The 18,690-nt window shown below is 41.7% G+C and carries 16 protein-coding genes and 1 tRNA gene; 8 read left to right on the top strand and 9 right to left on the bottom strand.

Going from position 1 to position 18,690, the window contains the following annotated elements:
- Window positions 1-72: 72 nt before the first annotated feature.
- Complete coding sequence (locus tag PARA125_RS04335; protein ID WP_213157470.1) at window positions 73-1,896, top strand: hypothetical protein; 1,824 nt, start codon at window positions 73-75, stop codon at window positions 1,894-1,896.
- Here PARA125_RS04335 and PARA125_RS04330 read toward each other — a convergent pair.
- The 3 genes from PARA125_RS04330 to PARA125_RS04320 form a co-directional block, all read right to left on the bottom strand.
- On the bottom strand, window positions 1,893-3,143 hold the full coding sequence (locus PARA125_RS04330) for an MFS transporter (protein WP_213157469.1): 1,251 nt from the start codon (window positions 3,141-3,143) through the stop codon (window positions 1,893-1,895). The genes PARA125_RS04335 and PARA125_RS04330 overlap by 4 nt on opposite strands.
- Window positions 3,144-3,460: 317 nt before the next feature.
- A complete protein-coding gene (gene scpB, locus PARA125_RS04325; protein ID WP_213157468.1) occupies window positions 3,461-4,114 on the bottom strand; it encodes an SMC-Scp complex subunit ScpB in 654 nt (217 codons plus the stop codon).
- A gap of 3 nt (window positions 4,115-4,117) precedes the next feature.
- Window positions 4,118-4,906, bottom strand: coding sequence for a segregation and condensation protein A (locus PARA125_RS04320; protein ID WP_249274165.1), 789 nt, complete (start codon window positions 4,904-4,906; stop codon window positions 4,118-4,120).
- A 142-nt stretch (window positions 4,907-5,048) separates the two neighbouring features.
- On the opposite strand from PARA125_RS04320, the gene tsp reads away from it, so the two are divergent.
- The 6 genes from tsp to PARA125_RS04290 all read left to right on the top strand — a co-directional run bounded on the left by tsp (window position 5,049) and on the right by PARA125_RS04290 (window position 10,008).
- Window positions 5,049-7,103 carry a tail-specific protease Tsp gene (gene tsp / locus PARA125_RS04315; protein WP_213157467.1) on the top strand — a complete coding sequence of 685 codons (2,055 nt, stop codon included), beginning with the start codon at window positions 5,049-5,051 and terminating at the stop codon, window positions 7,101-7,103.
- A 105-nt stretch (window positions 7,104-7,208) separates the two neighbouring features.
- Window positions 7,209-7,281 (top strand) — tRNA-Phe (locus PARA125_RS04310).
- Window positions 7,282-7,824: 543 nt separating this feature from the next.
- Window positions 7,825-8,139: a 50S ribosomal protein L21 gene (rplU, locus tag PARA125_RS04305; RefSeq protein ID WP_213157466.1), complete on the top strand. Its 315-nt coding sequence runs from the start codon at window positions 7,825-7,827 to the stop codon at window positions 8,137-8,139.
- Between the two features lie 11 nt (window positions 8,140-8,150).
- Window positions 8,151-8,402 carry a 50S ribosomal protein L27 gene (rpmA, locus tag PARA125_RS04300; RefSeq protein ID WP_213157465.1) on the top strand — a complete coding sequence of 84 codons (252 nt, stop codon included), beginning with the start codon at window positions 8,151-8,153 and terminating at the stop codon, window positions 8,400-8,402.
- A 139-nt stretch (window positions 8,403-8,541) separates the two neighbouring features.
- Window positions 8,542-9,552 (top strand): GTPase ObgE, encoded by a 1,011-nt coding sequence (obgE, locus tag PARA125_RS04295; protein ID WP_213157464.1) that lies wholly within the window; start codon window positions 8,542-8,544, stop codon window positions 9,550-9,552.
- Window positions 9,553-9,609: 57 nt separating this feature from the next.
- Entirely contained in the window at window positions 9,610-10,008 is a 399-nt protein-coding gene (locus PARA125_RS04290) for a thioredoxin family protein (RefSeq protein ID WP_213157463.1), read from the top strand.
- Here PARA125_RS04290 and PARA125_RS04285 read toward each other — a convergent pair.
- From PARA125_RS04285 to PARA125_RS04265, 5 genes are all read right to left on the bottom strand, one after another.
- On the bottom strand, window positions 10,005-10,847 hold the full coding sequence (locus tag PARA125_RS04285; protein ID WP_213157462.1) for a PepSY domain-containing protein: 843 nt from the start codon (window positions 10,845-10,847) through the stop codon (window positions 10,005-10,007). The genes PARA125_RS04290 and PARA125_RS04285 overlap by 4 nt on opposite strands.
- 248 nt (window positions 10,848-11,095) lie before the next feature.
- Window positions 11,096-12,418: a transcription termination factor Rho gene (gene rho / locus PARA125_RS04280; protein WP_349305670.1), complete on the bottom strand. Its 1,323-nt coding sequence runs from the start codon at window positions 12,416-12,418 to the stop codon at window positions 11,096-11,098.
- An 84-nt stretch (window positions 12,419-12,502) separates the two neighbouring features.
- Complete coding sequence (gene coaE, locus PARA125_RS04275) at window positions 12,503-13,105, bottom strand: dephospho-CoA kinase (protein ID WP_213157460.1); 603 nt, start codon at window positions 13,103-13,105, stop codon at window positions 12,503-12,505.
- Window positions 13,099-15,771, bottom strand: coding sequence for a DNA polymerase I (gene polA, locus PARA125_RS04270; protein WP_213157459.1), 2,673 nt, complete (start codon window positions 15,769-15,771; stop codon window positions 13,099-13,101). The genes coaE and polA overlap by 7 nt, the downstream gene beginning before the upstream one ends.
- Before the next feature lie 72 nt (window positions 15,772-15,843).
- The gene (locus PARA125_RS04265; RefSeq protein ID WP_213157458.1) at window positions 15,844-16,878 is read right to left on the bottom strand and encodes a S49 family peptidase; all 1,035 of its coding nucleotides are present in this window, start codon (window positions 16,876-16,878) and stop codon (window positions 15,844-15,846) included.
- 226 nt (window positions 16,879-17,104) lie between these two features.
- Here PARA125_RS04265 and PARA125_RS04260 point away from each other — a divergent pair, with 226 nt between their 5' ends.
- A complete protein-coding gene (locus tag PARA125_RS04260; protein WP_213157457.1) occupies window positions 17,105-18,148 on the top strand; it encodes a hypothetical protein in 1,044 nt (347 codons plus the stop codon).
- On the opposite strand, the gene PARA125_RS04255 is transcribed toward PARA125_RS04260, so the two are convergent.
- A complete protein-coding gene (locus tag PARA125_RS04255; protein ID WP_213157456.1) occupies window positions 18,145-18,516 on the bottom strand; it encodes a VOC family protein in 372 nt (123 codons plus the stop codon). The genes PARA125_RS04260 and PARA125_RS04255 overlap by 4 nt on opposite strands.
- Between the last annotated feature and the right edge of the window lie 174 nt (window positions 18,517-18,690).

Raw genomic sequence — 18,690 nt, 5'->3', positions numbered from 1 at the left:
TTATTGAGCTTAATCAAAACTTGATATTTAATAAAGGCAGTCATTTCTGCTGAACTTTATGGAAGATTTACGATGAGTGAAAGATTTGAAGGCCCTCCTCCAGCCTTTGACCCCGCTGTAGCGGTCGATGCAGCTTTGACTAAACTTGAAGAGTTTACGGCTCAAAATGCCCAAGAACCATTCCCCCATGTCTACCATTTAGATCCTCCCCCATTCATCGCAGGGAGAACGCATCGGATCAAAGAACAAGTGGGTTTGCTTAGCTCCTGCATTGCTTCGATTTTTTCCGAAAAAATCCGAAAAAAGCACAATCGAATTCGAAAAGAAAAGCAAGACGAATTGCTCAACGCCATTAGCATTTTGAAAAAACACTATCCTTACATTTATAAATTTGAGCAAGGTTCCCCCACTCACCAAGCTCTAGCCCAACGCTTTTTTTCCACTATTAAAAACTTTAATGCTTTAATAGATCTCAATTCCCCTCATGCTTCCCAAAAAAATAACGGCAATTTATGGCATACAATCCGCTCCTATCTTTGCCGCATTGGCGGGCTTTCGGTAACACAAGAAGTGATCTGCAATAAAATCCTTCTACCTAATCGTAAAAATTTTGAGGATGAATCCTCACTTAAACTTTTTAGCAAACGTTTCCAAATCCGATCTGAAACCTCGACCACTCACAGGGTCTCCCATATATTTCAAAGCAAAAAGGTGTTTGTTCATCAGCAAGATACAGAACTATTCTGGATGAAAGCTCTTTCTTTGCTTCGCAAGGAAAATGTTTACTTTAATTCCGTTGAAGAGGAACTCGCCTGCATTAAGCAATCCCCCATCTCTGAAACTTTGACTTCTAAAGGAGCAAAGTGGATTTTAGAAATGAGGCAAGTCATAAACCCATTTCCTGGAGAGAAATATGTGGTTGTAGGGCAATTCATCAAGCCCACCCAAGGAACTGGGCGAGGAATCCCTATCCCTAATAGCTTCTCTATGACTTCGACTCCCACCCAGACAGGTTTTCCCCATGCTTCCCAATACACAGGATGGGCTTTGAGCGAAATGCTAATTCCTAAGTGTCCGCATCGGTTAGATTTACTTCCGACTGTCTCATTGATTTTAAAAAACCAGCATGAGACCGCCAATCGTTTGACGCTTGAGGCAGCTAGCCTTGTGAAAGCAAAACAAATTTACTCCCTACGAAAAAAAGTTTTTGAGAAACATCTTGAAACTTTTTTAATTTTGCATGAATCCCTGAGTCTCTCTCTTTTAAATAGCTTGTTAGAATGTGAGCTCAAAAAAAGAAAGGTGAAACATTATTTTGCCACTCTGAAGAATCACCCCACTCCTTTTGATTGCCTTTCGGAGAGCTATTCCCTGCTGATGGAACAATTTGTCACAAAGCCTTATTTAGCTTTGCAAAATGCTTGGATAGAAAATGGCACACTTGTTTTCAATTCCCGAGAATCCGCCCAGCAGATTTTAGAAAGAGAAATTGCACTCAAGTCCAAAGAAGTGCATTTTCAAGCAGAAAAAACAGATACGGAAATGGAAAAAGCGGTTTTAGACTTTATAGGTGTGCTAGGCCCCCTTCTGGCAGTTCCCTCTGCCACAATTATTTTGCAAGAATTCTCAGAGATCATAAACTTCGCCCCCCCTTGCCTGGATACCTTTGCCCAAAAAATTCAAGCGGCCACTTATCGACAGGCACTTGCCTTTCAAGCCGAGCTACAAAAAGATTCCCTTCAAAACGGCGAAGAAGACAGGATATATGAATGTTTAAAAGAGCGATTATTGGAGGATATTCAACTTTTCTCTGCTGCAGAGCCTCCCCCCCATTTCCCTATCGTAGAAGAGCTCAGCAAATACTTTGAGTGGCGCTACGTTTCACAAAAATCCTAAGAATTTTCTCGCGCCGTATGAAAATACTTGCGAGAGAAAACAGACATTCTTTCAGTTGCGCCCAAACAGAATAATCCGCCCAAGCATAAAACAAAGAGGGGATTAAACAAACTACATAAAATAGCAGCTAATGAAGGTGCCATACATCCACGCAATCCAACCGCTAACACACCCACATTGCTATAGGCAGAGCTATCCTCATCCTTAGAAAAGATAGGCCCCGACAAATTCCAACTCAGCTCACTGCCTCCTTGCATAACCCCCCAGATCACATAAGCAAAATACAACCAAGCAATGTGCCATTGAGCCGCAATCAAACAAAGCGGAAAAAGCGTCGCAATAAATGTCACGCAAGCGCTAAATCGGTAGATATCCACTTTATTCATCCAATCGGCCCACATTCTGGAAGTCATGGCCACTCCTACCCCCTTGCAAAAAGCAACCGCGATGGCTAGTTCAGTGTAAGAAAGGTGGAGAATATCCATAAAGAATATAGGAAAAGTCGGCGACATAATCATCAGCCCCGCCCCTCCAAGCATAAATCCAATCTGAAAATCTCGAAAATCAGGTCGCCGGCAAACCAACGACCATGCATGAATCCAAGGCTCCGCTAACTTTCTAGTAATAGGAACAGGCGGCTGCAACGGCCTCCCTATTTTTTCAGGAGGAACGGAAATTCGATAGAGGAAAATAACCGAGGCTAAAGAAATAAAAGCTGTCAACGGGAAAATCCATCGCCATGCTTGCTCATATCCATCTAGTAATCCCCCAATCAAGAATGGGAGACAAGCATCTCCTACATACCCGATCGTGGTTCCATACGCAAAGAGCCGCTCACGCGACACGCCCGGCAGAGTTAGCTTTAAGACCTCCATCCATGCAGGCATCACCCCTCGATGAAGAAACATAAACCAGCCAAATGCAGCGATAATTAACCAAGGGCTGCTTACCCATGGAAATAAAAAGAAAGGTAAAACGCTTAAAATATTTGCCCAAATAATATTGGCTCGCAACCGATCTCTCCGTTGATTGATGGAGAAGCTCCAATAAACAGAAAGCAGAGAAGCCATGGGTTTAATGGCTGTCGCAGCTGCTATTTGCAGAGGAGTAGCATGAAAATCGCGATACAGAATAAAAGGGATAAGAGAATAAATCGCCCAAAAAGGAGTTCTCAACAATCGAGACCATATAAAAGCCTTACGGGTCTCAATGGCATAAATAAGCGGATTGTTGGAAATTAAATTCATGAAAATTTCTTAAAAATTTTTAAGCCTATTTTATACCATTTACTTAAAACATCGCAACAAAGATTAACTAAAGGTGCAATCATAGATAGGCTTCTTTTTGCCTGTTTTAAAATCCTAAGCTTTCTGATAAACCGGCCGAATGCCTGGAGGGAACGCATTTTCGAACAGCCTTGAATAGGCTTTACTTGATTAAGAGAAAATATTGTTCAAACTGAAATATCCTTTCTGGGAATTCAAAACCTAAGGATAAGTGGCCCCTACCTGCAGGAGGATACAGGCAGCGAATCTGGAAGACGATGGAAGATCCAACCCCTCGTTTATTTTTTTGCGTCTAAATCCAATTGGGGTAAATCTTTTAAATCGCGTAACCCAAAATAAGTCAAAAAATGCTGCGTGATTGCATATAAAGTAGGCCGTCCAGGCGCCTCTAATTTCCCTACGGGTTCGATCAGTTCCCTTTCAAGCAAATTAACAAGAGTCCCTGAAGAATCGACCCCCCTTATAGCATCAATTTGAGGCCGTGTAATCGGTTGCCGGTAAGCAATAATCGCTAAAACCTCCGCAGCCGCTTGAGAGAGTTTTTCCGATCTTTTATGCCGAAATAACATTTGAATATAAGGTGCAAATTCCTCACAAGAGCGCAAAACAAACCCTTGGGCGATCTCCTCCAGTCTAAAAGCCCTTCCCTGGGAAATATACTCTTCTTGAAGTTGTTCGATAATTTCCCTCAGCATCCGAGGCTTTATAGGATAAAAACTCTCCAAAACCTCTCTCATCTTATTAAAAGAGATGGCCTCACTTGAGGCAAATAATAAAGCCTCTACAATCTGCTTAATTTTCCTGCGCATGTGCAACTGCTGCTCCCGATCGTATTTATCTTCAGCAGCTTTTGCAGCTTCTGCTCGCGGGGTAATAGGAGCTATGCAGGTTTTTTCTAGGGTGGGTTCGAATAAATTAATTTCATTCGTCATAAGTCAATGTACATCTGGGGTTGATGAAGGTGAGCTCATAATAATTAAATTTGTTTCCACTTCTTTAAAAACGGCTAGTTCTCCTAGCTTCATGAGTTCTAATACCGCTAAAAAAGTGACGATTAACTCCTCTCGGGAACGCGCACATGCGAGAAGATCTCCTAACAAAAAGCGGGCGACCTCTTTTAGTTGAATGCGCAAATACCGAATTTTATCCGAAACACGCCAAACTTCTTCTTGTACAACTTTGGTTTGGGCTGAGAATTTGGTTAATGCTTGCTGAAAGAGAGCAGCTAAATCTGTTAAGGAAAGGTGAGCTAATCCCATCCCTTTTTTTACTTCTGAGGGCTCTGCCCCACGAGAATAAGCATGTTGGGCTTCTCCTCTTTCCACCAGCTCTTTTGCTGCCTCTTTAAAACGGCAATAGTCCACGAGATGGTGGATGATTTCAAAGTGGGGATCTTCGATTTCAAGAATTTCTTCCTCAGCTTGCTCATGTTTAGGCAAGAGCGTTTTACTTTTCATCCATAGTAAAGAAGCTGCGGTCGCAATAAAATCTGTTCCTCGATCAATTTGGGTATCTTGCCAATCCTTCACTTTTCCTAAATACTGGGAGGTCATATGACGTAGCGAAATTTCACAAATGTCTATTTCGTTTTTTTGAATTAAGTGTAAAAGAAATTCCAAAGATCCAGTGAAGTTCTCAAATTCAAATGTTTCTTGACTCACGGTGATTCTCTCCCTACAAACCAAACAATCAGCATAGCTGAGAATGATTTCTTCGCCTAGCATAAATCATTGCTTTAGAAGATGAAATAATTTCATTTGGCCCTTCTTTTAAATTAGTTTGAAATATAAACATTAGATAATTGTTTTTATTAAAAGAATTATTTATAAAATAAGAATAGCGATATCTCAATCCCGGAGGGTTTATATGCCGATTTACACCCGATTTTTTTTGCTGCTTATTTTTGTTTCCTCCCCCCTCTTTTCTACCGACCATGAGCTTCTTCAAGCAACAGATGTCAATAAAGTCATGCAAAATATTTTGCAACAGCATGTTTCTCAAAAGAAAATGTCTGAGCAAATCCTTAAAGCTTCCTTTAAAGTCTATATCGATCAATTTGACCCAGATCGGGTTTATCTACTTGGCTCAGAGAGCAATCCTTTTTTAAACCTCAGCGATAAACAGTCCCAGCAATTTTTACAAAACTATTATAAAAATGATTTCAGCGCTTATTACCGCCTAAATGCAGTCATTCAAAGCTCTATTCTAAGGGCTCGAAAGATCCGCCAAAATCTTATGGAAAATCCCAAACAACTCTTTCTCTATCAACATACAGAAGAGGCTAAAAGCGAATGGGAAGATCCCGATCTAAAGCGTTCTTTTGCCCAAGGGGTAGAGGAGTTGGCTAATCGCCTAAAGCAAGATATCATCCGCTTTATTAACAGCGAAATCCATCATTATGGAGCGGCTAAAGTTCAGAAAAATGAAAAAGCTGTGCTCGCCTTCTATGAAAGCAAGTTACGAGAAAAAGAAGAAAAGTATTTATTTCAAACTACGACTGGCCGAGATCTTACAAAAGCCGAGAGAGAAAATCTTCTGGTCACGCATATTTTAAAAGCCTTATCCCGTAGCCTAGATGCCCATACCACCTTTTATGATGCGGCTGAAGCTTATGAGATGAAAATGCGTCTTGAAAAAGGGGTCATTGGGGTCGGCCTTGTGCCTCAAGAAACAGAAGACGGCATGATTGTGGCTCGCATTATTCCAAATAGCCCAGCAGCCAAGCACGGACAGATTCAGCTAGATGACCAAATTATCAAAATTAATGGCAAAGAAATAGCCAATCAATCCTATGATCAAGTGATGCATAGCCTACAAGCTAAACCGGGGACCGCCATTTCAATGGTTTTAAAGAAACCTGCTTCCCCCGATAACAATTACATCAGCTCTGTATACCCTGTTACTCTAACGAGCGAGGCGATTTCCATTGACGAAGGAAGAGCGGAAACTTCTTATGAAGCTGTCAAGGATGGAATCATCGGGGTCATCTCCTTAAATTCGTTTTATCAAGGGATTCATGGAATCAACAGCGAACACGATATGCGAAACGCTTTGAATCAACTTTCCCAACAAGGGAAATTACGAGGACTTATCTTAGATTTAAGGGAAAATAGCGGCGGTTTTTTAAACCAAGCAGTCAAAGTCGCAGGCCTTTTTATTACCAATGGGGTGGTCGTCATTTCTAAGTATTCAAGCGGAGAAGAACGCTTTTATCGCGACATGGATGGGAAAACTTATTACAATGGCCCTTTAATCGTGCTGACTTCCAAAGCTACAGCTTCAGCTGCTGAAATTGTCGCTCAAGCCTTGCAAGATTATGGGGTGGCGCTTGTCGTGGGAGATGAACAAACTTATGGAAAAGGCACCATTCAAAGCCAAACGGTCACCGATAATAAAGGCTCTTCTTATTTTAAGGTTACGGTAGGGAAATACTACACAGTATCGGGGAAAACCCCTCAGATTCAAGGAGTTAAAGCAGACATCCTTGTTCCCAGCCAATTCAGTCAAGAAAACATCGGGGAAGAATTTCTTGAACACCCCCTCACACAGGATACGATCTCCTCTGTGTACGACGATCTTTTAGAAGACATCGATCCCAATTTAAAGCCATGGTATTTGCGCTATTACTCTCCGACCTTGCAACATAAAATCCGCACCTGGCGTGCCATGCTCCCTGTTTTGAGAAAAAATAGTGCCCAACGATTGGCCCATAACTCCCAATACCAAAAATTTTTGACCAACCAAGATGACCTTTCGAAAGTGACCACTTTGTCTTCTGATAGCAAAATACCGCCCATTAATGCAAAAGATCTTCAATTGGTGGAAGGGCTCAATATTTTGAAAGATATGATTGACCTCCAAAGTTTGTCAAAACCTGCAAAAGTTCCTCCTAAAGGAGATAAAATAGCATCTGGGCTTTAATTTGTATGTCATTGTCTATTAAAAGGATGCATGAAAGTTGCCAAATAAAACACAATTAAGGGATTGCAGAATAATTGCAATTCGACTATGTTTTTCCTTCTATCCGGCCAGATAGCTCAGTCGGTAGAGCAGAGGACTGAAAATCCTTGTGTCGCTGGTTCGATTCCAGTTCTGGCCACATTTGCAGAAAAAGCTTCAGCTTTTTCTGCTTTTTTTTTAACTACTCAAAATCTCTTATTGCCCTGAGCCAAGGTTTCCTTAAAGCGCCTGCCCCCCCTATTTCCTGTTGTTTATTTGGTCCATCGATCCCCAAATTAGCCGGTGAAGAAAGCCCAGGTTACAACTAAACCCACGGCCTCCTGCCTTCCTCTCGTCCCTTTAATCTCCTAGCCCAATTTAGCGCTAGATCACAAGATTTTTTAATTTGGCTTAATTATTTTTTCCTTTATCTCCCATAGAACCTAACACAATTAAGCCGTAGTGTTAAAAGGACAGTATTCCTCAATGGCGTGCTTTTTTGATTTTTCTACTTAAAGCTTTATGCTTAAAATTAGACCGATTTTATGATTGATTTCAAACGAGATTTCAGCTATAGTGTAGCATTATGTTTAAAAGGCTCATTTATATTCCGAAGGAAATATCCAAAAAAATAGGCGATTTTTTTGCCCAGAGGTAACTGAGCTTCTATTCAAAATCGGTCGAAGACTGTAGGGAGATCAAAATGTACGCAATTATTAAAACCGGCGGGAAACAATATCGAGTTGCCAAAGACGCTACAATCGATGTTGAACTGCTCGACGCAACTCCAGGAAGTGTTGTAGAATTTCGAGAAGTTTTGCTCGTAAACGATGGCGCTTCTACAACGGTTGGCCAACCACACGTTCCCAATTACGTTGTGAAAGGGGAATACCTTGAAACTGTATTGGGTGAAAAAGTGGTAAGTGTTAAATACAAACCGCGCCAAAACCAGAGAAGAAAATTTGGGCATAGACAAAAATATGCACGCATTCGCATTACCCAGATTGCAGCAGTTTAACGGAGGAAAACATGGCACATAAGAAAGGTCAGGGGTCAACCCGTAACGGACGCGACTCACATTCAAAGCGTCTTGGAGTTAAAGTGGGATCTGGTCAGCTAGTTAAAGCAGGCAGCATCCTAGTTAGACAAAGAGGAACAAAATGGCATCCATGCAAAAACGTGGCGCGTGCTAAAGACGACTCTTTATTTGCACTTGCCGATGGCATTGTGACATTTCGGAAGACTTATAAAACGTTTGTTTCTATCGAAACAGGCGCCTAAGAACAGGCTCAATCACAGAGGGCAGCGTCCATGATCACCGCTGAACTCTGTGATTATGCTCACTCCCCTCTTTTTATTGTCCTTTTCCACTCTTCCCATTGCAGGATTAAATTTAATTTATACAAGGAACTATACCCTTATGTTTTTTGATCGTGTTGTTGTCAATATTTCTGCAGGCAAAGGTGGCAACGGCGTTATTGCTTGGCGCAGAGAAAAGTATATCCCCAAAGGAGGACCTTGCGGCGGTAACGGCGGCAATGGAGGTTCTGTTATTTTAGAAGCCGACATTCAATTATCCTCTCTTGAATGGTTTCGCAATCGACGCATCCTAAAAGCAGAAAACGGGGTACAAGGGGGCGCAAACTGCCGAAAAGGAAGAAACGGGCAGGACCTCATTCTTAAGGTCCCCTGTGGAACGCTTGTAAAAGATATTCAAACGGGCGAAGTTTTGCACGACCTCAAAGAAAATGGGCAAAAAATTGTGTTATGCAAAGGAGGAAAAGGGGGACGAGGCAATGACAGCTTTAAAACGCCCACCAATCGCGCTCCGAATATTTGCACAGAAGGGCAAAAAGGTGAGGCCTGCGAAATTGAATTTGAGCTAAAATTAATTGCGGATGTCGGGTTAGTCGGATATCCCAATGCAGGTAAATCCACTCTAATCTCTACTCTTACTTTCTTGCGCGTAAAAATCGCGCCCTATCCCTTTACTACTTTACACCCTAATATCGGCTACATCCAGCTTCCCGATTATAAACGCATCTTTATTGCGGATATTCCGGGAATTATTGAAAACGCACATGCAAACCGAGGCTTGGGCTTTGAATTTTTGCGCCACATCGAGCGCACTAAACTCTTGCTTTTTGTCCTAGATGCCTCAGGAATTGATGGACGCAATCCTGTCGATGACTACCGCGTGCTTCGCCAAGAATTAGAAGCTTACAATCCAGAACTTTTGAAAAGACCTTACTTGGTGATCCTCAACAAAATCGATACGGTAGAATCGGAAGAACACCTACAAAAATTCCACCAGGAATATTCCCTACCTTCAAATAATTTATTTGAGATTTCTGCCACGGAAAAATTGGGAATAGCGGAACTTAAAGAAGCCATTGTCGCGCGAGTTTCTGCTTTAAATCTACCCGAATAACTTGAGATAAAACGCTCTCTTTAAAAAGGAAAGCAAATGCATGCTAGGGGCTTTTTTTTGGCTTTATTCTTAATGATAGGAACGGTCAACTTTGCAAGCGACATTTCCCCCAAGGCATTTAGCGTCGAAGGAAAAACGATAAGCCCTATTGAAGAAATTGGCGAACAAAACTTTTCCATCAAAATTGAGAAGGGATACGTGGTAGTGGAGTTTTTTGCCCACTGGTGCGGCTCTTGTCAAGCTTTCGAGCCTATTTTTACAAAAGTCGCTCAAGATATGCAAGAAAGCGTGACATTTTACAAAGTCGATATTGATACGTCTTGGAGTCTCGTAGAACAATACGGAGTGGAAAATATTCCCACTTTAATTATTTTCAGAGGTGGCATTGAAGCCAGCCGGCATGCCAGCGAAATGGCCGAGGAATCTTTGAGAGAATTCATCCTTGCAAATTTTTAAATGATATCTGCCAAATAAGAGGCTTCGAGTTGCTGCCCTGTCAACGCGTTCCAATAGGAAGTCATGGTAGATCCATCCGGGTTGGCCACTTCTATCCGATAAACAGGCAAATAAACTTCTTTCATGGTGCGGATCGCAAAATCTTGCCCAAAGGCAGCTTGAGCGATTTTTTCAACTTGTCTTTGGCTATATTTTCGGCTCACACGCTGCGTGTGGTCATAAGGCTTCGTGACAAGGCGATGAAAAATTTTTGTTTGAGGGGAAACTAAAATTTTAGGATTTTGAAAATGAAGCTGTAAATCATTCCCCCGCTGAATAATGAGATGCTTTTGGCGCGCACTATCGATCCATGGCTCGATAATTTCCTCTTCTAAGTTTAAAACTTGGCGCAATTTTTCACGAGACAACACCCCTCTATTTTGCGCTAAAGCGTTCATGATCTTAAAATCTTCTCGCGTAGCTCCTGCATTAATTGAATCTTCAAAACCGTGGGTTTTTTCCCAGGTCTGAGTATTCATGACCATTTCCCCATCAATAAGACTCCACAACACTACCCCTTCGCGGGATTTTTTATCTAGCTGCGTGAATTTAACTTCCATAAACAAATAGGGATGAAACCTTAAGGCTGGATCGCGAAAAGTTCTTTGCTCATCGCCTAGCAAGCTCTCTCGGTGCAAATCCATAATTTGCTGGGGGGTAAAACGGGCTTCTAAGGTCGCAATTTCCCCATTTTCTACATACTGGGTGACTAAGTTACGCATATCTTCATGGTAATTCCAAAACCACCAGCTTCCGATTATACATACACTTGCAAGACCTGCTATCCCAAACGAACGCATCTTAAACCCACATTTCATGTGATTAAAATTTACTTAACCTGAGCTTTATTTTTTCTATAACGACTTTTAATTTAGCTGACAGGCTCTTTTTTACAAGCAACCTGAGTGTGCGATGTCCTACCCTGAATTATCCTAACCAACACTTAAAGCTCAGGCTCCTTAGGCTATTGTTATTCGATAAGGTAAACTAAATCAAGAATTTTGTGAAAGAGGCTTCACCCTTAGATGAAGCCTTAAAAGAATTTGAATTATTCTTTCATGGAAAGAAGAAACTCGACGTTGCTGTTTGTTTTCTTTAAACGTCCAAGCAATAGATTCATGGCATCGACTGCAGCTAAGTCTGCTACAGCTTGGCGCAGCAGGTAAATTTTCTCTAACTCACTTGGATGGTAAAGAAGCTCTTCCTTACGAGTCCCACTCTTAATCAGGTCAATAGCGGGGTAAAGACGACGATCGGCTAGGCGACGATCCAAAACAAGCTCCATGTTGCCTGTGCCTTTAAATTCCTCGAAAATCACCTCATCCATGCGGGATCCGGTCTCGATAAGGGCTGTGGCGATGATAGTCAACGACCCTCCCTGTTCAATGTTGCGCGCAGCTCCAAAAAAGCGTTTAGGTTTATGCAGAGCATTCGCATCAATACCGCCCGTTAAGATTTTTCCAGAATGAGGTTGAATGGTGTTATAAGCTCTTGCTAAACGGGTGATCGAATCTAAAAGAATCACCACATCCCGTCCATGCTCCACCAGTCTTCTAGCTTTCTCAATAGCCATTTCTGCCACTTGAACGTGTCTCTCTGGCGGTTCGTCAAAGGTAGAGGAAATCACTTCCCCTTTCACGATACGCTGCATGTCTGTGACCTCTTCTGGACGCTCATCGATCAGCAAAACAATCAGAACAATTTCAGGATTATTTGTGGCAATGGCATTCGCCATGGATTGTAAAACCATGGTTTTTCCGGAACGAGGAGGCGCCACAATTAATCCCCGCTGCCCTTTACCAATGGGAGCCGCAAGGTCCAAGACACGAGTAGAAAGCTTGTCTTTGGTGGTCTCCATGACGATCCGCTCGTTTGGATAAAGCGGAGTCAAATTTTCAAATAAAATTCTTTCACGCGCTTTTTCAGGAGATTTTCCATTAATCTTGTCGACTTTTAAAAGGGCAAAGTATTTTTCTTTATCTTTCGGAGGGCGAATTGTCCCACAAACGGTGTCTCCTTTTTTTAAATCGAAACGGCGAATTTGGGCTGGAGAAACATAGATATCCTCTGCCGAAGGGAGATAATTGTAATTTGTTGAACGGAGAAATCCAAAGCCATCAGGTAAAACTTCTAAGACACCTTCGCCATAAAGAACCTCATGAGGATTTTCGGAAATGGCTTTTACAATCTCAAAAACCATTTGCGATTTTGTCAAAGAGCCTAAATGCTTTAATCCAATTTTCTTCCCATATTGATTAAGCTGATCGATATTCATGCGCTGAATATCTGCAATACGCGTAATTTCTCCAGCGACAGGCTCCTGTTCTTTTGAAGAAGAGACTTCGGGTTGAGAGTTTTCAGTTATAGTCATTTTCTCGGCTGAGACGATCTCAGGCGAGGCCTCTTCTTGAGTATTTTCGGGATTCATGAAAGAATCAGACTCCTAAGTGAAGGGTTATTGGGTTAATTGATCAAAAAGTATTTTTACCATCTCTTGCACATCAGCTAGATTACCATTGTTGATAATCACGTAATCCGCTTTATAGGCTTTTTCATAAGGAGATAGCTGTTGGGCCATCCGTTTATCGTAAGCTATAGCATCTAATCCTGTTGCATCCATAAAACGTTGTTGGGAAACTTTAGGATCTGCCAGAATCGCGATCGCACAGTCATACCTCTTTTCAGCTCCTATTTCGAATAGTAAAGGAACTTCTGCCATAAAAAGGGAGGTTTTCTGCTCGCGATAGGCAGTTTGATAATTTCTTTCAATTTCATCCAAAACAGCTGGGTGCAAAATTTTTTCCAATGATTTTAAAAGCTCCGGGTTATTAAAAACCTTTTGGGCAACTTTAAGACGATCGATCTGCCGATCAACTAAGATCTCCTCCCCCAAAAGACGGATGACTTTTTGACCTGGGGCTGTTTCTGGAGATAAAAGTTGGTGGACTATTAAATCGGCGCTGACCACATATGCGCCAAGGTCCTTAAAGAAACGACAAACCGACGATTTGCCAGAAGAAAGACCGCCTGTTACAGCTATTTTTCTATATCCTAACATTCTTTCCAATTTTTGCCAATATGGATGTCAACAACTAAAGGGACATTTAATCGCATCACCCCTTGCATTACCTCTGGAACTAGTTGAGAAAAAAGAGGAATTTCCTCATCAGGGACTTCAAAAATTAACTCGTCATGGATTTGCAAAATCATATAACCTTTCAAATGTCTCTTCTCGATTTCTTCATCCATTTTCAACATGGCAATTTTGATGAGATCTGCCGCAGTTCCCTGTAAAGGGGCATTGATAGCTAAACGCTCTGCAGCTGCGCGTATTTGCATATTTTTACTTAAAATTTCAGGTATAACTCTTTCTCTGCCTGTCAAGGTGATCGCCTTGCCCTGGACGCGAGCATCTTCTTTACTTTTCTCCAGATATTCTTTAATTTTTGGATACCGCTGAAAATACATGGCGATAAAAGCAGAAGCTTGCCTGACCTCAATCCCTAGCTCCCTAGCTAGTCCAAAAGCTTGCTGTCCATAAATAATTCCAAAATTAATCGCTTTTGCTTGATAGCGCTGCTCTTTTGAAACTTGCTCTAAAGGAACCCCAAACATCGAAGCTGCTGTGTAGGAGTGAATATCTTCATTGTTTTGAAAAGCCGCCATTAATACGGGGTCCTCACTCAAATGAGCTAAAAGGCGCAATTCAATTTGGGAATAGTCAGCAGAAAGAAAGCTCCACCCCTCTTTTTCAGGTCGAAAAGCGGCGCGAATCTTACGCCCTTCTTCTGACCGGATAGGGATATTTTGCAAATTTGGATCTTGAGAGGAAAGACGCCCTGTAGCAGCTACAGATTGATTAAAGGTGGAATGAATGCGATGAGTTTTAGAATCTAACTGAGAGGGAAGTGCATCCACATACGTGGAGCGCAATTTTTCTAATAATCGGTACTCTAAAATTTTTCCTGCTAAGGGATAGTCGTTTTTCAAAAACTCTAATACTTCGGCACTGGTTGAGAGACCCGTAGCCGTTTTTTTGGGGGCAGGAATGCCTAATTTTATGAATAATAATTCACTCACTTGTTTGGGAGAATTGAGATTAAATTCTTCACCGGCCTCGGCATAAATGGATTGTTGCAAAACTTTTAGCTCCTGCATAAGCTCTTTTGAAAGCCGTTGCAAATAAGGGATATCTATATAAATACCTCTACGCTCCATTTTTGCTAATACGCGCAGTAAGGGCAGTTCAATTTGATGAAACAGCGACTGTAATCCCCGTTCCTCTAATTGTTTTTCTAAAACTTCCTTTAAGCGACAGGTAAAATCTACGTCTTCGCAGCAATACTCTGAAACCCGTTCAATGGGAACTTCTTGCATACTCAATACATTTTTTCCTTTTCCAATTAAATCGCTAATCGGAATGGTCACTTTTCCAAAGTATTCTAAAGCTAAGACTTCTAAGGAGTGTTGTCGGCTATGTGCATTTAAAATATAAGAGGCTAAAATGGTGTCAAAACAAAGGTTTTGAATATGAATGCCTTCATTTTGTAAAATGTGCCAATCATATTTCACATTATGCCCATAAAAGCCAATGGAAGGGTTTTCAAAAAGAGGCTTTACTTTTTCCAAAACTCTTTGTTTTCCAAGCTTTCCATTCAGCGGGACATACCAAGCTTTTTTAGGACGGGTCCCAAAACCAATTCCTACAATTTCGGCCTTTAAAGGTTGAACATGGGTCGTTTCTGTATCAAAGCAAATTTCTTTTGCGGCAGAAAGCTTTTTGATCAGGGTTTCAAAAGCCTCTGGTTCATCAATAAGCTCATATTCAACGTTTTCTTTTCCCAGCTCAGCGGGGATCTCCGCAGGCTCTTCTTGCCCAAGCTCGCGCAATAACGAATTAAAATTCATGCGCGTATAAAAAACCTTCAAAGGCTCCATAACGGGGGAAGTTTTCCGGTAGAATGAAGTTTCCTTGGGGATGTCAACACTCAAATCAAGCGTGACTAATTCTCGACTTATAAGGGCCAAATCAGCTTCTGCTCGAATGGTTTCTTGCTTTTTCTTCCCCGGTATCTCATCTGGATGGCTTAAAATATAGTCCAAAGAACCAAATTGCTTGAGAAGAGCTACTGTTGTTTTCTCGCCAAAGCCTGAAAGGCCAGGAATGTTATCTGAGGCGTCACCGGTCATGGCAAGCAAATCAATCATTTGATGGGGAAGCACCCCCCATTCCTTTTCGATTCCTTCCACATCCAACAGAGTATTGTCTTTATGGGTATTGAGAAGAAAAATATGTGGATTTACCAGTTGGGCCATATCTTTATCGCTTGTGCAAAGATAAACAGTTGCCCCTTGCTGTTCCCCCCACTTTGCAACCGTTCCCATCGTGTCATCTGCCTCTACTTCGGGAACAGAAAGAAAGGGAATTCCCATTAAAGAGCAAAATTCTTGCGCCCAGCCAATTTGGTAACGTAGGTCAGGGGGCATCGCTGAGCGATGCGCTTTATAAGCGGAATACAAAGCCACCCGCTTCTTGGCATTATTCGGTCCATCAAATACGGCGACTAAATGCTCGGGGTTGAAATCTTTGAATAACTTTAATACTGAGCGAATAAAACCAAATAGGGCATTGGTCGACTCTCCCTGCTTATTAGTCATATTTCGGATGGCAAAATAGGAGCGATATAAAAAGCCTGAAGCATCTAGAACGTAAAGGTTATGCATATGTTAAGAACCACGTATTCGTTGATTATCCTCCAAAGCAGCTCTTTGGAGGATAAAAAGATCTGAAGTTATTTATTGGGCGCCAGGTTGGTAAAGGTAAAGGGGTTGATTAGAAAATTTTATATCTAATTCTTGAGGGAGCTTAAGCTGAATGGACCCAAATGTCAAAGCATTTTTCTCATTGAAAATCTGAGAGAACCAACTTTTTCCTTGGAATTTCACCACTTGATAAAAATCGTCTTCAATTCCAATGAGCTTAAGTAGAGCTGTTAACGCTTCCCCTCGACTGAATCCACTTCCATCAACATACCCTTTAGCAAAGGCTTCATTTGCAGGATAAACAGCAGCTCCATATTCATCTACCAGCTTTTCCTTACTTAGCTGGGGACGATTAGCCGTCACCACATCCACAAAACGTTGATAATAAAAATTAACTAAGCCTTGCATTTTATCTTCTTCGCCAGGTTTCCAGGGACGCAAAGGGTTTAGCTCATCCTTGCCCTTACCAGCTGACAGAGTCAAGGGTTGCACTCCAATTTTATCTAAAAGCTGAGAAAGATTCAAACGAGAAGGGGTAACTACACCCACGCTGCCGATCAAACTGACATCGCTCGCATAGATTTTATCTGCTGCAGAAGCCACATACATCCCTCCTGAGGCACACAGCCCATCGACATAGGCATATACCGGCACATTATATTCTTTTTTATAAGCTTTTAACGCCCGGTAAATGGCATCCGCATCTAAAACCCCACCACCAGGTGTATTGATCTCTAGAAAAATCGCTTTAACGCGATTGTTATGCAGCGTACCTTCTCGAGATTCGATTAATTGCTGCCGAATCATTTTGGCATTTAATCCTTCCCCCCCGATCACCCCATCAATAGGCAAAACCAGAATCACAGGCGCGGTACTAGACAGCGCTGTACGCACATTTTTTGCGTTAGGAGCTACTTCTAAAGAATACTCGCTTTCAATTTCACTTCCTTTCGATTCAAATAAGGAAAAAGCGCTAATGGCCAAAAGGATACCTAATAAGACGCCAAAGATTTTGCAAAATGCGGTAACAAAGGTCCGGAAACCCGAAACGAAAACAGATTCTTGCATGTATCACTCCTATTCATGACATTCGTTTGACAAGATAGTACGATTTCATAGCTCGATTGACAATAAAAATCTACCTCTCTCTTTTTTTAAAAGAGGCGTTAAAGCGGTTAAAAAAACCTACCTATTAATTTTGCTTACGGTTAAAATTGGGGCAATTTACCATTTCAAAAAGCTTCTTAGAGAAAACAAGTCATTTATTTATTGAACAGCAAACTAAGGACATAGTATGACAGATGCAGTGCTTCGCAACACCACTTCTGCTTCTCAAAATGCCGTTTTGCAAATTTTAGTAAAAAAATATCACCTAAAGAATGTAGAAGAAATTCGCCGTTATATTCCCTTGAGAGAAGGTTCCATTTTAACTCCTTTTTCCTTATTAATTCGCCGTATTATCCATTTTGTTAAGCATTTTCAATTTATAAAAACCCGTGCTGTTAAAGAGTGCCTTCAAAAAGAATGCGCCGCGCAACTTAACCTTAAATTGAAAGATTTTTCTAGCCTCACCGAAATCAAAGCAGAGCATATTAAAGCTTTTGAGAGCTCGTATAAACAAATGCAAATCTTAAAAAAGGTTTTCAGTGGCACAAAAGTGGACCTAGGACTCGACAACCTTCTCAAAACTTCTACTTGGGGTGTGCAAAAGACGCGCTATGATACGGTTAAAGCCGCACAAACTGCAGGGACTTGCCTTCCCAAAGAAAAGTTCCTATCACTCCCTCCTCCTCCACCTGCTCCCCCCTCCCCTCTTGCAATCCGAACTTCCTCATCCTCTATTTGGTTAAGCAGAGAATGTTTAAAAAATAAAAGGCATAGTCTCAACCACGTTCCCGAACCCTCTTCTAAAGGGTCTGATGTGGAAACTGTTTTCAGAAATAGAATCACGCAACAAGCCCCCCCTACCACTCCGACCCACGTGGTAAGCGATCGAAACCGTGAAATCGAAGCTGGTAAAGGCAATGTGTGCGGCTCAGACGAATGGGAAGAAGAGGAGAATAACTTTGAAGACCTTTATTACCCGAGCACAACTCTTAGCCAGGAAGAGGAGAGCGGCTCAAGGTTTATTTCAGCGGATCCTCCATGCATCTTGGAATCTAATACTCCTGTGTCACAATCCGAAACTCCTCCAATGCAGGGGCTAACAGCTTCGGGAAGGATCAGCGAACTTGCTAAAATATGGGGAGGCGCCGCGAATAAAGATCAACTCAACTGGGCTGCAGGGAGAAAAAGTGTTGAAATAATCATCCCTACAAGACCTCCAGAGGTTTTTTAAAAAAGCGGTTGCGCCAGCTGAAACCAATTTCCATCTTGATCGCGACAGGTGAGTAGTTTAACCTGGCCGGGCACTTCTATTACATCTCCTACACAAGTCACCCCTTTCTTCTGGCAATCCTCTTTTGCTTTTTCAATATCTTCCACGTTTAAAGCCACAACAGCATTTGATCCCGCCGAAAGAGGCGTATACTCATTGGCTTGACTAACTCCAAGGCGCCCTCCCCCTTCGTACCCCTCAAATTCAGCCCATCCAAATTCTTTGTTCCATTCTTTCAACTGAAGACCTAAACACTCTTGATAAAATTTAATCGCTTGCTCAAGATCGGAAACCACCACCCAGCATAATTTAATGGCTTGAATTTTCATCTTTTTCCTCCTTTACATTAAGATGTATGCTAACACCATAGGCTTTGTATTTTTTTGAAGCAATCATTTAAATCCTAAGGAAAGGATGCCTTAGTGGAGTGACAAAAGATTCCCCTGCTCTAAATTCTAGCTAAATGGGGGAGGAGAATTTTACCGGAGAACAACAAAAGGCTA

It is taken from the genome of Parachlamydia sp. AcF125, from assembly GCF_018342475.1.
Taxonomy (GTDB): Bacteria; Chlamydiota; Chlamydiia; order Chlamydiales; family Parachlamydiaceae; genus Parachlamydia.
The sequence above is the reverse complement of the archived record's forward strand: the minus strand, read 5'-3'. Positions and strand labels throughout refer to the sequence as shown.

Bases quoted from the DNA above. Each gene is read 5' to 3' on its own strand.
- PARA125_RS04335 (WP_213157470.1), top strand. From the start codon at position 73: ATGAGTGAAAGATTTGAAGGCCCTCCTCCAGCCTTTGACCCCGCTGTA.
- PARA125_RS04330 (WP_213157469.1), bottom strand. From the start codon at position 3,143: ATGAATTTAATTTCCAACAATCCGCTTATTTATGCCATTGAGACCCGT.
- scpB (WP_213157468.1), bottom strand. From the start codon at position 4,114: ATGACGAATGAAATTAATTTATTCGAACCCACCCTAGAAAAAACCTGC.
- PARA125_RS04320 (WP_249274165.1), bottom strand. From the start codon at position 4,906: ATGCTAGGCGAAGAAATCATTCTCAGCTATGCTGATTGTTTGGTTTGT.
- tsp (WP_213157467.1), top strand. From the start codon at position 5,049: ATGCCGATTTACACCCGATTTTTTTTGCTGCTTATTTTTGTTTCCTCC.
- rplU (WP_213157466.1), top strand. From the start codon at position 7,825: ATGTACGCAATTATTAAAACCGGCGGGAAACAATATCGAGTTGCCAAA.
- rpmA (WP_213157465.1), top strand. From the start codon at position 8,151: ATGGCACATAAGAAAGGTCAGGGGTCAACCCGTAACGGACGCGACTCA.
- obgE (WP_213157464.1), top strand. From the start codon at position 8,542: ATGTTTTTTGATCGTGTTGTTGTCAATATTTCTGCAGGCAAAGGTGGC.
- PARA125_RS04285 (WP_213157462.1), bottom strand. From the start codon at position 10,847: ATGCGTTCGTTTGGGATAGCAGGTCTTGCAAGTGTATGTATAATCGGA.
- rho (WP_349305670.1), bottom strand. From the start codon at position 12,418: ATGACTATAACTGAAAACTCTCAACCCGAAGTCTCTTCTTCAAAAGAA.
- coaE (WP_213157460.1), bottom strand. From the start codon at position 13,105: ATGTTAGGATATAGAAAAATAGCTGTAACAGGCGGTCTTTCTTCTGGC.
- polA (WP_213157459.1), bottom strand. From the start codon at position 15,771: ATGCATAACCTTTACGTTCTAGATGCTTCAGGCTTTTTATATCGCTCC.
- PARA125_RS04265 (WP_213157458.1), bottom strand. From the start codon at position 16,878: ATGCAAGAATCTGTTTTCGTTTCGGGTTTCCGGACCTTTGTTACCGCA.
- PARA125_RS04260 (WP_213157457.1), top strand. From the start codon at position 17,105: ATGACAGATGCAGTGCTTCGCAACACCACTTCTGCTTCTCAAAATGCC.
- PARA125_RS04255 (WP_213157456.1), bottom strand. From the start codon at position 18,516: ATGAAAATTCAAGCCATTAAATTATGCTGGGTGGTGGTTTCCGATCTT.